The following is a 13,589-nucleotide window of genomic DNA, read 5'->3' on the forward strand; positions in this document are numbered from 1 at the left end:
GGTGACTAGCCGCAATGCATGACGAAGAAACGCAAGAACACCTCGACGAGGTGATGTTCGAAGGTCCTGAAACCCCATGGCTGCTGCGCAAACCGGTCGTCGGAGGCGTAGTCGCAGTCTTCGCCGTTACCGTCGTCCTCTACTTCTTGGCCACCCAGTTCTGGGGTGTCTCCTTCAAGATAGATGCTGAACCGTTCCGGGATTGGGTGGAGGCCCGGGGGGCGCTCGGGGTCGTCGTCTTCATCCTGGTGATGGCGGCCTCAGTGCTGTTCGCGCCGATCCCGAACATCCCGATCTTCATCGCCGCGGGCCTGGCCTGGGGCCCGGTCCTCGGGACGGCCTACTGCATGGCAGGACTCACCCTCGGATCAGCCGCGGCCTTCGGGATCGCTCGCCGGTTCGGGAGGAAGTTCCTTCCCCGCCTCATTGGCGAGAAGGCAGCAGCCCGGCTCGACCATATGGTCGACACGATGGGCGGGCGGGTTGTCTTCTGGACGCGCATCATGCCGGGCGTGAACTTCGACTGGATCAGCTTCGTGGCAGGGATGACCTCGGTGCGGTTCCGAGTGTTCATCTTCTACAGTTTCCTGGGCATGATCCCGCCCTGCGCGACAACGGTGGTGATGGGCGACGGCCTGAACCGCGACCCGCGCATCACGCTCGCCATGGGCGGGCTCTGGGTGACTGCCATCCTCGCTACCGCGGCCTATTTCTGGACGCGCAGGAAGCACTGGGCGGGTCCAGTCCCGGTCATCGCCGAATCAGGGGTGAACCCCGAGGCCGAATTGGGATAATCCGGCGGGCTCATCAGGGTTCCCCTTATCCGCCCTCTGCATCCCCGAGAGCACAATTCGGCTCAGTCCACCGGGTGGTTCCACAGATGTCGATCTCACGTTTTCCGGCCTACCTTCGCCTTCTGGGCGAGCGCACCCCCTTCGAGTCTCCGAGCGCGGCACCGGCAGCCTCCGCCGTCACAGAAACGGACCCGGCGACGGGGGTCGCCACTCGCGACGCACTCCTCGACGGCCTGGAGGCGATGGGGCGCATCGCCCCCCGCGCGCCGCTGTCCTTCCTCGTAGTGAAGGTAGCCGGCCTCGGACACTGCGACGGAGAGGATCAGCTTCGCGGGATCGCAGCGCGCATCCGCGAGCTCACCCGCGGGACGGACATCGTGGGCCGCTTCACCGGGACGACATTCGGCATCGCATTGCAGGGCACGGGCGTGACGGCAGCAGGCGCCGTCGCGGCGCGAATGACGCATCACCTCAACCGGATGGCCGAACTGAGCCCCTCGATTTGCATCACCGTCTCGGCGGCGACGGGCACGGGCATCAACGCTGAGACCCTCCCGACTGCGGCGATGGACACCTACGAGCCCTGCTGCGGGTAGGCCCCTTTCAGCGCGCGATCGGCACGCCGAGGTCCTTCTCCAGGTCCAGGACGACAGCTACTTCCTTGCAGTTTGTGAAGAACGGGCAGCGGACGCACTCGTTCCACACCTTCTGTGGGAACTCCATCACGTTCGCCAGCCGGAAGCCCTGCTTCTCGAAGAAGCCTGGCTTGTAAGTCAGCGCGAAGACGCGGTCGAGGCCAAAGGCGCGGGCATCGACAAGGCAGTCTGCGACGATCCCGGCACCGATCCCCCGGGCCTGAACGTCTTCGGCCACCGCGAGCGACCGCACTTCGGCGAGCTCGGCGCCCATGATGTGGAGCGAGCCGGTGCCGACGACTTCGCCGTCGAGGCGGGCGACCTTGAAATCGCGGATAGCTTCGTAGATTTCGCCGATCGGGCGATGCAACATGTCGCCTTTGTCGGCCCAGTAGGTGACGAGCGAATGGATGGCTTCGGCGTCGGATAGCTTCGCCGGTTCGATACAGAGCACGCGGTCTTCTCCCTGGAGAGTCATGGTCGATGAGGGGGGAATCAGGCGTTGCGCCGGCGAACGGGGGCGACGTGCGTGACGTCGCCCGGGCAAACCTCATGGACCGCATGTGCGTGCATTCGCCCAGTGTAGCGGGCGGGAGCGCAAAGTCGAAAGCCGGACGACGTCGCCGGGCGCCGAGGTGTTTCGACTTTCCCGCCGAGTCTTTTCGACTTTGGATGCGTTACGTCCACCTGCGCCACCGCAGGGGTAGACGACGCGTTACCCTTTCCGGCCGGAGGGTTCGGCATGCGCGTCTCACTCATGGGCCAGGCCGCGTTCGGCGAAGCGGTCTTCAAGAAGCTGCTCGATGACAACGTGGATGTGGTTGGTGTCAGTGCCCCGGCGCCGGTGGGCGAGCGCAAGGACCCGCTGTGGGCTGCCGCGGAAGCTGCGGGGCTGCCGGTCATCGATACACCGTCGCTGAAGGAACCTGCTGGGCAAGGCCCATGGCGAGCGTTGAACGCGGACCTGAGCGTGATGGCGTTCGTCACGGAGATCATCCCGAACGATGTGCTGCACTACCCGGCGCTGGGGACGATCCAGTACCACCCGAGCTTGTTGCCGCTGCATCGCGGGTCGTCGGCGATCAACTGGGCGATCATCAACGGCGACCGTGAGACGGGGCTCACGATCTTCTGGCCCGACCAGGGGATCGACACGGGGGCCATCCTGCTCCAGAAGAGCTGTCCCATCGGCCCGGATGACACGGTCGGGAGTATCTACTTCAACCACCTGTTCCCGATGGGTGTGGATGCCCTGGCCGAATCAGTCGAGCTTGTGGCCGAAGGCAAGGCGCCGCGCATCGGCCAGGACCACGCGCTTTCCACATACGAGCCGCCGTGTGGCGAAGGCCACGCGCGCATCCGCTGGTACAAGCCGGCCGAAGTGATCCACCGGCTCATCCGGGGATGCAACCCTGCGCCGGGGGCCGTAGCGACCTACAACGACTCGGAGTTCAAAATCTTCGATTGCCGCCTGACCGGCTCCCAGGAGGCGGGGATGCCGGGGCGCATCCTGAAGGTGAAGGACGACTACTTCGACGTGCGCCTCAACGGCGGCGTCCTCCGCGTCTCCCGCGTGCAGCCGAAAGGCGGCAAGAAGGTTACAGCCGGCGAGTGGGCGAAGGAAGTTGGGCTGGCGGCCGGGGCGCGGTTGGGGTAGGCGAATCGGACCTTGCGGGCGCACTGCGGGCATTGGCCGCCCTCGCGTCCGAACTCCCCTCGCCCGCGACTGACGGAACTCGGGAAAGGGGCGGGTGTGAGGGCCGCGCCTAGCACAAGAGCTGCAGCAAGACTGCCGGCGACGGAATGGGCGAAAGAGGTCAACCTGGAAGCGTGGGCAAGTCTGGGATGGCGCCTGGCGGCCGGGGGTGCCGCCGCCGGAGACTTAGGTGCGCGGCGCGCTCCCTTAGGCTGGTTTGAGGACCGCCCGAAGGTCAGCGAACCCAGCTTGGAGAATTTCAGCCCCGGCCACGATCCCCTTCGTGACTCCCGCGACAGTCGCGGTGTGTTCTGTTGAACGTACTACCTGATACTCTTCCGCGGCTGGGAGATTCTGTACCAGAATCGGAGGATCGACCGAAGAACCTTAGCCCACGCGGTGATCGCAGGTTCGCCAGTCGGGGGAGATACAGCCCTCGCGGAGCTGAAACGCTTCAGGGCTTGCCACGTTCCGCCCAGCGATCTCCTCTCTGAGTTCGCCCACCACCCGGACTAAGAATTGCTTCGATGCAGGATAGTCGATCAACTTAAGCTGACGCTGCTCGATGTCGGTCGCAGAGCCATCGGCCACTTTGGCCTTAAGTTCCTGCTTTACACGGTCGTAAGCCCAGCCTAGGGTCTGGACAGAGAAGATGTGGCCTATCCCTATGCCCGCTGGGAACACTGCCGCGTACGTCGAGTCTGCCTCGAAAATCTCTGCCTTCGCCCGGATCGCTGTCTGAAGGTCGCCTCCAAATGCGCAGAGAAGTTGCCCGACCTGTTCAGCGAACAATGACGTCGCTGGCCTTCTGCTGCTATCGCGACGATGAACGTATTCTATGCCCTTGCTGGCAAATTCTTGGCCGATGCGGATTTGGACTGGATCGTTGCTTCTTCGGTCCCACGCAACGATCGAGTTTTGGGTGTTATTCCCGGTGACAATAAGCGGAATTTTCGCGGGATCGTTCACCACTATTATTCGTCCTAAAACTGTGACGTTCTTGGCATCGTTCTTTCCTGCTGCATGAATCGATCCTATGGTCTGGGCACCGTTCACGACAGACAGACCATGAACCTGCAGACCGTTATCTGAGCGATCGGCCCTTTTTGTAACTAACGTTATTCCGTTGTTGAGAACAAAGAATGCGCCTGGATCGGATTCAACAGTGTTTCTGATCTGGTTATTGACATTGCCAGCAACCCGTCTCGCGCCAAGAAAGTCCCGCAAATTGGCGCTAAAAAGAGCGTTTTGATACTTCGAGTACAGCTCATACAGAACCGCGCCATTGATTGGGAGAACGTATGCCCGCCACCATGGCCCAACCTCGGATATCACTTCGGAGGATTCAAACTCCACTTGGTCCCCCACCTGAATGGACCCGAGTGATGTAAGATGTAAAGCCTCGATTTGGCGCATTCCAAGCTCGACGACGGTAATCTCGGCTTCCTTGGTTATCTCAAGACCGCTCGCGAGATGGCGAAGCGTTTGGAGCTCATCATCGACGTTTCGGGACTCCATCGCGTTGTGCGCATAGGCGAAGGTCACGCGGGTGATGGTCTTTGCATTTAATCCGTCCCGCAGCAGTTTGGCGTGGCTTCGGATGGTCTCGGGAACGTCTTCGATGGGCGTTTGGAGCAGCCATGCTGCCGCCGTGTTCAGGTCACTCGCCTTATTCGCAGGAGCTTCCTGCTTGCCCCAATCCGCGGAGGTGAGTCCCTGCGCGATGCATGCCACTCCCTCAGCCTCGTTGATATAGATGACGTCGGCCTTCTTGTCGTTCGGCTGGTCGGTGAGACTGTCCGTGGCGAAACTGGCGAGATCCTCGATGTCGAGGTAGAGGCCCAGGGCGAACAACGGTAGAGCGTTGTCCCCGTACGGCGCTAGGACCTTGTCCGCTAAGAACGGGCCGATGAAGGAGTAGGTGTCAGCGAGTTCCTGAGGCGTGGGCATGGGGGTCCGTCCTACGTCCGTGCAGTTCGGGCCAATATATGCCATCCACACCGCTGGTGTGCCCCGCCCCCTCGCCACCTCCTTCCCCATCCCGTACCCTTCTCCCCGCAACGCGGCGGCGCGCCGCACCCAAGCCACACCACACCTGGAGCACACCCAAAATGTCTGAAGCCTGGATCATCGATGCCGTCCGGTCGCCGCGGGGAGGCGGGAAGCAGGGAGTCGGCAAACTCAGCCACATCCACCCCCAGCGCATCCTTGCCCAGTGCCTCAACGCACTCCAGGAGCACGCCGGGTTCGACCCCGCCGACGTGGAAGACGTCATCATGGGGAACAACTCCGGGGTCGGCGACCACTCGATGGACATCGCCCGCATGGCCACCCTCGATGCCGGCTGGCCGACTTCGGTACCGGGCGTGACGCTCCACCGTTTCTGCGGTTCGGGCCAGCAGGCGGTGAACGTCGCCGCGATGAGCATCCTCTCGGGCCAGCAGGACCTGGTGGTAGCGGGCGGCGTGGAATCGATGTCGCGCCCGGCGCCGATGAGCGTCGACGGGTTCACGGCGAACAACGCCCACCTCTACGCGCAGTACCCGCTCATCCCCCAGGGCATCTCGGCCGACCTTATCGCCACGATTGAGGGCTTCTCGCGCGAAGACTGCGACAGGCTGGCCGTGGAAAGCCAGCGGCGCGCCGCGGCTGCGATCGACGCCGGCCGCTTCAAGCGCAGCGTGGTGCCGATCTATAACGACGACGGCACACTGGCCCTGGACCACGACGAGCACCCCCGCCCCGGCACGACGCTGGAAAGCCTGGCCGGGCTGAACCCATCGTTCGCGAAGATGGGCATCATGGTCCCGCCGAACGACACCCGCACCTACGACGACATCTGCAAAGCCGTCTACCCGCAGGTGAAGGAGATGATCCACGTCCACCACGCGGGCAACTCCTCCGGCGTGGTGGATGGGGCGAGCGCGCTGGTGCTGGCCTCGCCGGAGTACGCGAGGGCTCACGGGTTGAAGCCGCGCGCGCGGATCATCCAGACCGCCACAGCCGGGGCGGAACCGGTGATCATGCTCACCGCGCCGGCGCCGGCGACGCAGATGGCACTAAAGAAGGCCGGCATGCGGAAGGAAGACATCGACATCATCGAGGTGAACGAGGCTTTCGCCGCGGTCGTCCTCAAGTTCCAGCGCGAGATGGGCATCGACAACTCGATTTGCAACGTGAACGGCGGTGCGATGGCGCTCGGCCACCCGATCGGCGCGACCGGCGGCATGCTCATTGGCACGGCAATCGACGAACTGGAGCGCAGCAACAAGTCGACCGCCCTGATCACGATGTGCACCGGCGGCGGCATGGCCACCGCAACGATCATCGAGCGGGTCTAGAGGTCGTCAATCGTTCGTCGTGAGTGGTTATTGAGGGGGCCCGTCCGATTGGCGGAGCCCCCTTTCTTTGAAAGTTCCGTGTTCCAACCGTCAGGTGGGGCGGGTCATCTCGATCGGAACGACCCAGCGGTCGAACTCCTCGCTCGTCAAGTAAGCGAGCTTGAGTGCAGCTTCCTTCAGGCTCGAACCATCCTTGTGCGCGGTCTTGGCGATGCTCGCCGCCTTGTCGTAGCCGATGTGGCGATTGAGGGCGGTCACCTGCATGAGGTTCTTCGCCAGGTTCTCCTCGATCTTCGGGAGGTTCGGTTCGATGCCGACCGCGCAGTTGTCATTGAACGCCTGGCAGGCATCGCCGAGGAGCTGGATGCTCATCAGGGTGTTGTGGACCATCACCGGCTTGAAGACGTTGAGCTGGAAGTTGCCCTGGCTGCCGCCGAAGGCCACGGCGGCATCGTTGCCGAAGACCTGTACGCAGACCATCGTCGTCGCCTCGGACTGGGTGGGGTTCACCTTGCCGGGCATGATCGAGCTGCCGGGTTCGTTCTCGGGGATGATGAGTTCCCCGATCCCGTTTCGCGGGCCAGAGGCGAGCCAGCGCACATCGTTCGCGATCTTCATGAGCGCGCCGGCGAGCGTGCGGAGTGACGCGCTGGTCGCAACGAGGGCGTCGTGGCCAGCCAGTGCGGCGAACTTGTTCGGGGCGGAGACGAACGGGTAGCCGGTCTCTTTCGCGAAGTAGGCAGCGGCGAGGTCACCGAACTTGGGGTGGGCGTTCAGGCCGGTGCCGACGGCGGTGCCGCCAATTGCAAGCTCGTAGAGGCCCTTTTCGGCGTGGCGCACACCGTCGAGGGCGAAATCGAGTTGCGCCACCCAGCTGCCGACTTCCTGTCCGAGGGTGATGGGCGTCGCATCCTGGAGGTGCGTGCGGCCGACCTTGACGATGGCGGCGAAGGCCGCCGACTTCGCGGCGAGGGTGTCCCGCAGCTGCTGGACCTTCGGGTAAAGCTGGCGGTGGAGGTCCTCGACAACGGCGATGTGCATCGCGGTGGGGAAGGTGTCGTTGGAACTCTGGCCGCGGTTCACGTCGTCGTTGGGGTGAATCGGTTTCTTGGAGCCCATTTCGCCGCCGGCCATCTCGATGGCGCGGTTCGAGATGACCTCGTTGGCGTTCATGTTCGACTGGGTGCCGGAACCTGTCTGGAAGACGACGAGGGGGAAGTGGTCAAGGAGCACGAGCGAGATGACTTCGTCGGCGGCGCTGGCGATGAGGCTAGCCTTTTCGCGGGGGAGCTCGCCGAGTTCGGCGTTGGCCAGGGCAGCGCCCTTCTTCAGGATGCCGAGAGCGCGGACCACACTTGAGGACATGCGGTAGCGTTCGACACCGATCGGGAAGTTCTGGAGGGAACGCTGGGTCTGGGCGCCCCAGTAGCGGGAGGAATCAACCTCGATGGCGCCCATCGAGTCGGTTTCAGTACGAGTAGCCATGGTCGGAGTTTAGCGCGGGAGGTGGCCACGTTCCTCCGCGCGCTCAGCGAACACCTGCGCCAGGACCTCAAGGAGGTCTGAGGGGGTATACGGCTTGGGGAGTACGCCGGCGAAGCCGTGTTGCCTGTAGGTAGCCATGACCGGGTCGCCGGAATATCCGCTGGAGACGATGGCGCAGACTCCGGGATCGATCTTGCGGATAGCGGTGAAGGCGTCGTAACCCCCCATGCCGCCGGGCACCGTCAGGTCCAGCACGACAACGTCGTAGGGTTCGCCCGCTTCGGATCGGCCGCGGTAGAGACGTACGGCTTCCGCGCCGTCCCCAGCCTGGTCGATCCGGTGTCCCATCAGCGAGAGGGCCTGGGCCGTCGCACGCCGGATCGAGGGTTCGTCATCCATGAAGAGGATCGAGAGGGGGCGGACGCTACCGCCGTTACTCGCGGGCGGCTCTTCCGGACCCCTGTCCCTGGCGGCAGGAAGGTAGAGGTGGAAGGTTGCGCCTTCGCCAGGAGCCGACGTCACCGTCAGGCATCCATCGTGGTTACGAGCGACGGAGTAGCCGACGGTCAAGCCCAGTCCGCTGCCGGTCGCCTTGGTCGTGAAATACGGATCGAAGAGCCGGTCGATATGCTCCGGCGAAATCCCGGGCCCGGTATCGTGGATGGCAACTTCCACGTACTCGCCCGGTTCGAGGGGGATGTCCGAGTCGGCGTCGATGGCGACGTTCGCGGCGCTGACGGTAATCGTCCCTCCGTGGGGCATCGCCTGGGTCGCGTTCAGGACCAGGTTGTGGATGAGCTGCCCGATCTGGCCCTCGTCAATCTCGACACCGGCAAGGTTGGACGCGAAGGCGAACCGGCAGACGGAAGGCGATCCGGTCGCCGCGAAGCTCGCGGCCTGGCGGAGCAGCGGCTCCAGCGCGACGAACTTCCGGACGGGCATTCCCCCCTTGGAGAAGGTAAGGAGCTGGCGAGAGAGGCTTGCGGCGCGGCGGCAGGCCTGCTCGGCCTCTTCGAGCACTTCTTGCGCGGGGGCATCGTCACCGAGTTCCATCCGTGCGAGGCCGATGTGGGCGCTGATCCCGGTCAACGCGTTGTTGAAGTCGTGAGCGATCCCGCCGGCGAGTAGACCGAGGGACTCGAGCTTGTCCGCGCGGCGGAGTTCGCTCTCCAGCCGTAACCTGGAGGTCTCGTCACGGAAGACGAGGACGGCCCCGGCAATGGCGCCGGAATCATCCCGAATCGGTGCGGCGCTGTCGCCGATGACACACTCGTCGCCGCTCCGTGAAACGAGGATGGTGTGGTTGGCCAGGGCAACGGGAGCCCCGGTTGCCAGGACCTGGGCGACGGGGCTGACGACGGTGGCGCGGGTGTGCTCATTGATGATGTGGAAGACTTCTGCCATCTCCCGTCCCTGCGCGTCATGCCGTCCCCAGCCGGTCAGCGCTTCGGCTGCGGGGTTGAGGCTCACCACGCGTCCGCGCTCGTCGGTCGCGATCACCCCGTCGGCGATGGAGTGCAGTGTGATCTCCAACCGGTCCCGCTCGGCGGCGAGTGCGTGTTCAGCACGACGGCGAAGGAGCAGCCAGCCCAGGCCGGTACCCAGTGATGAGACGAGGTCGCTCAATTCGCGCTCGTCGTGGCGCTGTCCGTGGGCGAAGAATGCAAGGACCGCGAGGACTTCTCCATCGGTCGAGACGGGAATCGCGAAGCCAGCCTTGATTTCCGCGTCCTCGGCAGCCGAAGCGCGAAGAAAGCCGGTACCGAGGGCGGTGACATCCTGATCCCACTCCGGCACGCCCGTAGCCCATACCCGCCCGGGAAGCCCGCTTCCGCGGGCGAACTGCAGTTCCCGGCTTGCCGCCGCGAATCCATCGAGGGAGTCGCCGGGGCTCTGCCACGAGGCGACGCAGTGAAGGAGCGAATCGGGACCCGGCTCCCACACCTCGCCGTAGACCCAGCCGGTCGTTTCGCAGACCAACTTCAGGACCGCCACATAGGCAGCTGCGAGGTCCCGGGCGGCGGCCAACTCACGCGTGGCGGCTTCGAACAGGGCAAGCCGTTGCCTGGAGCGATACCGCTCGGAGATGTCCTTCGCCAGGTTGACGAAGTACGCGGGACTGCCATCTGGGCCCGGGACAGGGGTGATGCTCATCTCTTCGATATAGAGGGATCCGTCCTTGCGACGGTTCGTCGTCTCCGCTTCAAACACCCCGCCGGCGAGGACGGTCTCCGTGAGGCGCTGGTAGAAGTCGGGCGAGTGGATGCCTGACTCCAACATGCGGGCGCTCTGGCCAACCGCTTCCGAGGAGCGGTACCCGGTCATCCTTTCGAACGCCGGGTTTACGTACACGATAGTCCCATCGACATCGGTGACCGTGACGGCCGACGGCAAGCCTTCGACGACTCCGGGGAGGAGTGCCGCGAGCTGACCGGTGAGAAGTTGCTTTTCGTCGTCCATCTGGCTGGCGCCGCGTCATCCTGGTGCGGCCGAGGGCACCGGGGATCCGGTTGCCGGGCGTTACGTTCGCGGCTCTGCACTCGACCGTACCATAACGCGCTACCGCTCCAATGTGACGAACATCAGATTTTTGCGTTAAGAATCCGTCGTAAAGCACGGCGACCGGAGGGGCTGGGCGGGGAACTGGCACTGCAAACTCCGGTCTTTCACTATTGCGATAGTGCGTATACGCTTTAGCTGGACCGGGCGTCGCGCCCAACCTGCATCGCCTGGCCGGAAAGGTGCACAGATGCAACGGAAGATCGCAGCGGAGGTCCTGGGGACGTTCGTCCTCGTGCTCGGCGGGTGCGGGAGTGCCGTCCTCGCCGGTGATGTCATCGGAGCCCAGGGGGTCGCAATCGCATTCGGCCTGACGGTGCTCGTGATGGCCTTTGCCGTCGGTCCCATCTCCGGCGGGCACTTCAACCCGGCCGTCACGATTGGCCTGATTGTCGGCAAGCGGTTCGAGACGAAGGACGCACCGTACTACATCGTCGCCCAGGTCGCGGGGGCTATCCTCGCAGGCGCCGTCCTGTACCTCATCGCCAGTGGGCTCGATGGCTTCGACGCCGCCGACGGCTTTGCCGCGAACGGTTACGACGACCATTCACCCGCCGAGTACTCGCTTCTCGCGGGACTGGTTGCGGAAGTCGTGCTGACCGCGGTCTTCCTCATCGTCATCATGGGGGCGACCTCGAAGAGCGCCTCCGCGGGATTCGCCCCAATCGCCATCGGGCTCGCGCTCACGCTGATCCACCTTGTGAGCATCCCGGTGACCAACACTTCGGTGAACCCGGCCCGTTCGACGGGTGTGGCACTGTTCGTCGGCGAAGGCTGGGCGATCGGGCAGCTGTGGCTCTTCTGGGTTGCCCCGATCGTGGGTGCTGCCGGGGGCGCCATGATCTGGCGCTACCTGCTCGGCGACGCCAAGGACATGGCTGACTAAGCGGGCCTGGCCCGAGCAACCACGGTGAGGCCCGCGGCAATCGCAGCGCCGGAAGCGGGCCTCATCCGGCCCCAGTGAGCTCGCGCTCGAAGTACTCCAGAACGCGCCGCTCCTGGTATTCCATGCCCTTCGCATCACGCGGCATGTGGCGCTCCTCCGGGAAGAGGAGCAAGTCGTAATCCTTGTCCGCTTCGGTGAGGGCGACAATCAGCCGGGCGGTGTGCCTGAAGTGGACGTTCTCGTCGACCATCCCATGGACGAGCAGCAGCTTTCCGCGCAGGTCCGCAACATGCGACAGTACCGAGCTGTCCCGGTAACCCTCCGGGTTTGACCGGGGGGTGCCCATGTACCGTTCGGTGTAGCCGGTGTCGTAGCCATCCCAGTCGGTCACGGGGGCGCCGCTGACGCCGACCTTGAACACCTCGGGCGCCCGCATGAGCGCCATGCACGTCATGTAGCCGCCGTAGCTCCAGCCGTAGATACCGACCCTGCCGGCGTCGATCCAGGGCAACGTCGCCATCTCGCGCACGGCAGCGACCTGGTCGTCCACCTCGACTGTGCCCATGCGGTCGGCGATCGCGGATTCGAAGGCCAGGCCCCTGTTCGCGCTCCCGCGGTTGTCCACCTTCAACACCACAAAGCCCTGCTGAGCGAGGTACTGGGCCCGGAGATCCACGGTCAGGCTCCAGTCTTCGAGCGCTCGCTGGGCGTGCGGCCCGCCGTAGACCGAGACGACAAGCGGGTACCTTCGGCCCGGCTCCAGGGCTTTCGGTTTGTACACCATCCCGTACATCCTCGAACCGTCGGCCGCGGCGAACATCATCGTCTCGGGCGGCCGAAGACCGAGCTCGGCCGCGCTGGCGCCAGCGTTCTCGAAGAGCATCGAGACAATGGATCCATCTGGCTCCCGCAGGGCGACCCGCGGGCCTTGCTCCCGTGTGCTCCAGACGTCGACGAAACGCCCTCCTTGCTTCGCGACCACAGCCCCGTGATAACCGGGTTCCCGGGTCAGGCGCGTAACCGGCCCGCCTTCCAGGGGCACCGAGTAGAGATGCCTCTCCAGGGGCGATTCCCGGGTGGCGATGAAGTACACTAATCCGGCGGCTTCATCGACACGCAGAAGCGCAGTGATCATCCAATCGCCCGAGGTCAGCTGTCGGAATCCCGAGCCGTCTGCGTGATAGCGGTAGAGGTGGTTGAAGCCGCTCCGTTCACTCAGCCAGAGGAAGTCCCCGGACTCGAGGAAATCGGTATCGCCGTCGAGGTTTATCCACGGCTCCTGCCGTTCCTCGACCAGCACGGTCGCGTTCCCAGCGGGATCGAAGGCCAATAGCCGCAACGTCCCCTGGTCGCGCGAGAGCAGTTGAGCAGTGAGCACGCCATCCGGGCGCCAGCCGACCCGCGCGATATAGATATCCGGGTCGGCCCCGAGGTCCATCCATGCGGTCGCGCCGCTCGACACGTCCACGACGCCGAGCTGGAGGATGGCGTTTGGCTGTCCGGCGAACGGGTAGCGATGGGGCTCGTTGTCCACCGATTCCTTTCCCTGATGGACGATGGTGTAATCGGTAATGTGGCGACTGTCGGCGCGGATGAACGCGATCCGTGAACCATCGGGGCTCCACCAGAAGCCGCGATCACGGTCGAGCTCCTCCTGCGCGATGAACTCGGCGAGACCGTTGGTGAGGCCCGGCTCAGCGCCGCTGGTGAGGCGCCGGGCCTCCTGGGCCGGGCCTTCGCCAGCGGGCAGAAGCCAGAGCTCGTTATCGCGCACGAAGGCGACCATGGAGCCGTCCGGGTTCAGATGCGGGTCGATGGCCCCTTCGGAACCGGACAATTCCACCATTTCGCCGCCACCGGTGCTCACCCAGAGCTTCCCCCCGCCGGGAACCAGGAGCACTTCGCGAGTCGATCCTGAAGCGAACTGGTAGCCAGTTACGCCGAGTTCGCGGAGACGGGCGCGCTCCCGCCGAAGCTCCTCCTCGCGAGAGAGCGTCCCTTCGCTCGTGCTGGCCGGGGGCGGACCGGCCAGTACCCTTCGTTCGCCCGTCGCCAGTTCATACCGCCACAGGGACCGGACGAGGCTGCCCTCGGCACTGAAAAGGTAGGTGACGCCCGTACCGTCCGGGGTGAACTCAAGACGGGCGGGCACAACGGTGCCTGGCCGCGGATAGGCCGCCACCTGAGCGATTG

At 64.6% G+C, this 13,589-nt stretch carries 10 protein-coding genes; 5 read left to right on the plus strand and 5 right to left on the minus strand.

Features of this window, described 5'->3' with window-relative positions; genetic code table 11:
* The first annotated feature begins 14 nt into the window (after positions 1–14).
* Positions 15–794, plus strand: a complete 780-nt coding sequence (locus tag IPG14_RS01255) for a TVP38/TMEM64 family protein (RefSeq protein WP_343390657.1) — start codon at positions 15–17, stop codon at positions 792–794.
* Positions 795–880: 86 nt separating this feature from the next.
* Positions 881–1,390, plus strand: coding sequence for a diguanylate cyclase (locus tag IPG14_RS01260; RefSeq protein WP_343390658.1), 510 nt, complete (start codon positions 881–883; stop codon positions 1,388–1,390).
* 7 nt (positions 1,391–1,397) lie between these two features.
* Here IPG14_RS01260 and IPG14_RS01265 read toward each other — a convergent pair whose 3' ends face one another.
* Positions 1,398–1,907 carry an N-acetyltransferase gene (locus tag IPG14_RS01265; RefSeq protein ID WP_343390659.1) on the minus strand — a complete coding sequence of 170 codons (510 nt, stop codon included), beginning with the start codon at positions 1,905–1,907 and terminating at the stop codon, positions 1,398–1,400.
* A 264-nt stretch (positions 1,908–2,171) separates the two neighbouring features.
* On the opposite strand from IPG14_RS01265, the gene IPG14_RS01270 reads away from it, so the two are divergent.
* Positions 2,172–3,086, plus strand: a complete 915-nt coding sequence (locus IPG14_RS01270; protein WP_343390660.1) for a methionyl-tRNA formyltransferase — start codon at positions 2,172–2,174, stop codon at positions 3,084–3,086.
* 426 nt (positions 3,087–3,512) lie between these two features.
* Here IPG14_RS01270 and IPG14_RS01275 read toward each other — a convergent pair whose 3' ends face one another.
* A complete protein-coding gene (locus IPG14_RS01275; RefSeq protein ID WP_343390661.1) occupies positions 3,513–5,075 on the minus strand; it encodes an AIPR family protein in 1,563 nt (520 codons plus the stop codon).
* Positions 5,076–5,236: 161 nt separating this feature from the next.
* Here IPG14_RS01275 and IPG14_RS01280 point away from each other — a divergent pair, with 161 nt between their 5' ends.
* Positions 5,237–6,466, plus strand: a complete 1,230-nt coding sequence (locus IPG14_RS01280) for an acetyl-CoA C-acetyltransferase (RefSeq protein ID WP_343390662.1) — start codon at positions 5,237–5,239, stop codon at positions 6,464–6,466.
* Between the two features lie 90 nt (positions 6,467–6,556).
* On the opposite strand, the gene fumC is transcribed toward IPG14_RS01280, so the two are convergent.
* Both fumC and IPG14_RS01290 read right to left on the minus strand, forming a co-directional pair.
* Complete coding sequence (gene fumC, locus IPG14_RS01285; protein WP_343390663.1) at positions 6,557–7,951, minus strand: class II fumarate hydratase; 1,395 nt, start codon at positions 7,949–7,951, stop codon at positions 6,557–6,559.
* Positions 7,952–7,960: 9 nt separating this feature from the next.
* Entirely contained in the window at positions 7,961–10,411 is a 2,451-nt protein-coding gene (locus IPG14_RS01290) for a PAS domain S-box protein (protein WP_343390664.1), read from the minus strand.
* A gap of 289 nt (positions 10,412–10,700) precedes the next feature.
* Here IPG14_RS01290 and aqpZ point away from each other — a divergent pair, with 289 nt between their 5' ends.
* A complete protein-coding gene (gene aqpZ, locus IPG14_RS01295; protein ID WP_343384723.1) occupies positions 10,701–11,396 on the plus strand; it encodes an aquaporin Z in 696 nt (231 codons plus the stop codon).
* Positions 11,397–11,457: 61 nt separating this feature from the next.
* Here the strand turns inward: aqpZ and IPG14_RS01300 are convergent, their stop codons facing one another.
* Positions 11,458–13,578 (minus strand): S9 family peptidase, encoded by a 2,121-nt coding sequence (locus IPG14_RS01300; protein WP_343390665.1) that lies wholly within the window; start codon positions 13,576–13,578, stop codon positions 11,458–11,460.
* Positions 13,579–13,589 lie beyond the last annotated feature (11 nt).

Origin of the sequence: Candidatus Amarobacter glycogenicus (assembly GCF_016704105.1) — a bacterium.
GTDB lineage: Bacteria > Chloroflexota > Dehalococcoidia > Tepidiformales > Tepidiformaceae > Amarobacter > Amarobacter glycogenicus.

Excerpts from the sequence above, each read along its gene's own strand:
- IPG14_RS01255 (WP_343390657.1), top strand. The coding sequence starts at position 15 with ATGCATGACGAAGAAACGCAAGAACACCTCGACGAGGTGATGTTCGAA.
- IPG14_RS01260 (WP_343390658.1), top strand. The coding sequence starts at position 881 with ATGTCGATCTCACGTTTTCCGGCCTACCTTCGCCTTCTGGGCGAGCGC.
- IPG14_RS01265 (WP_343390659.1), bottom strand. The coding sequence starts at position 1,907 with ATGACTCTCCAGGGAGAAGACCGCGTGCTCTGTATCGAACCGGCGAAG.
- IPG14_RS01270 (WP_343390660.1), top strand. The coding sequence starts at position 2,172 with ATGCGCGTCTCACTCATGGGCCAGGCCGCGTTCGGCGAAGCGGTCTTC.
- IPG14_RS01275 (WP_343390661.1), bottom strand. The coding sequence starts at position 5,075 with ATGCCCACGCCTCAGGAACTCGCTGACACCTACTCCTTCATCGGCCCG.
- IPG14_RS01280 (WP_343390662.1), top strand. The coding sequence starts at position 5,237 with ATGTCTGAAGCCTGGATCATCGATGCCGTCCGGTCGCCGCGGGGAGGC.
- fumC (WP_343390663.1), bottom strand. The coding sequence starts at position 7,951 with ATGGCTACTCGTACTGAAACCGACTCGATGGGCGCCATCGAGGTTGAT.
- IPG14_RS01290 (WP_343390664.1), bottom strand. The coding sequence starts at position 10,411 with ATGGACGACGAAAAGCAACTTCTCACCGGTCAGCTCGCGGCACTCCTC.
- aqpZ (WP_343384723.1), top strand. The coding sequence starts at position 10,701 with ATGCAACGGAAGATCGCAGCGGAGGTCCTGGGGACGTTCGTCCTCGTG.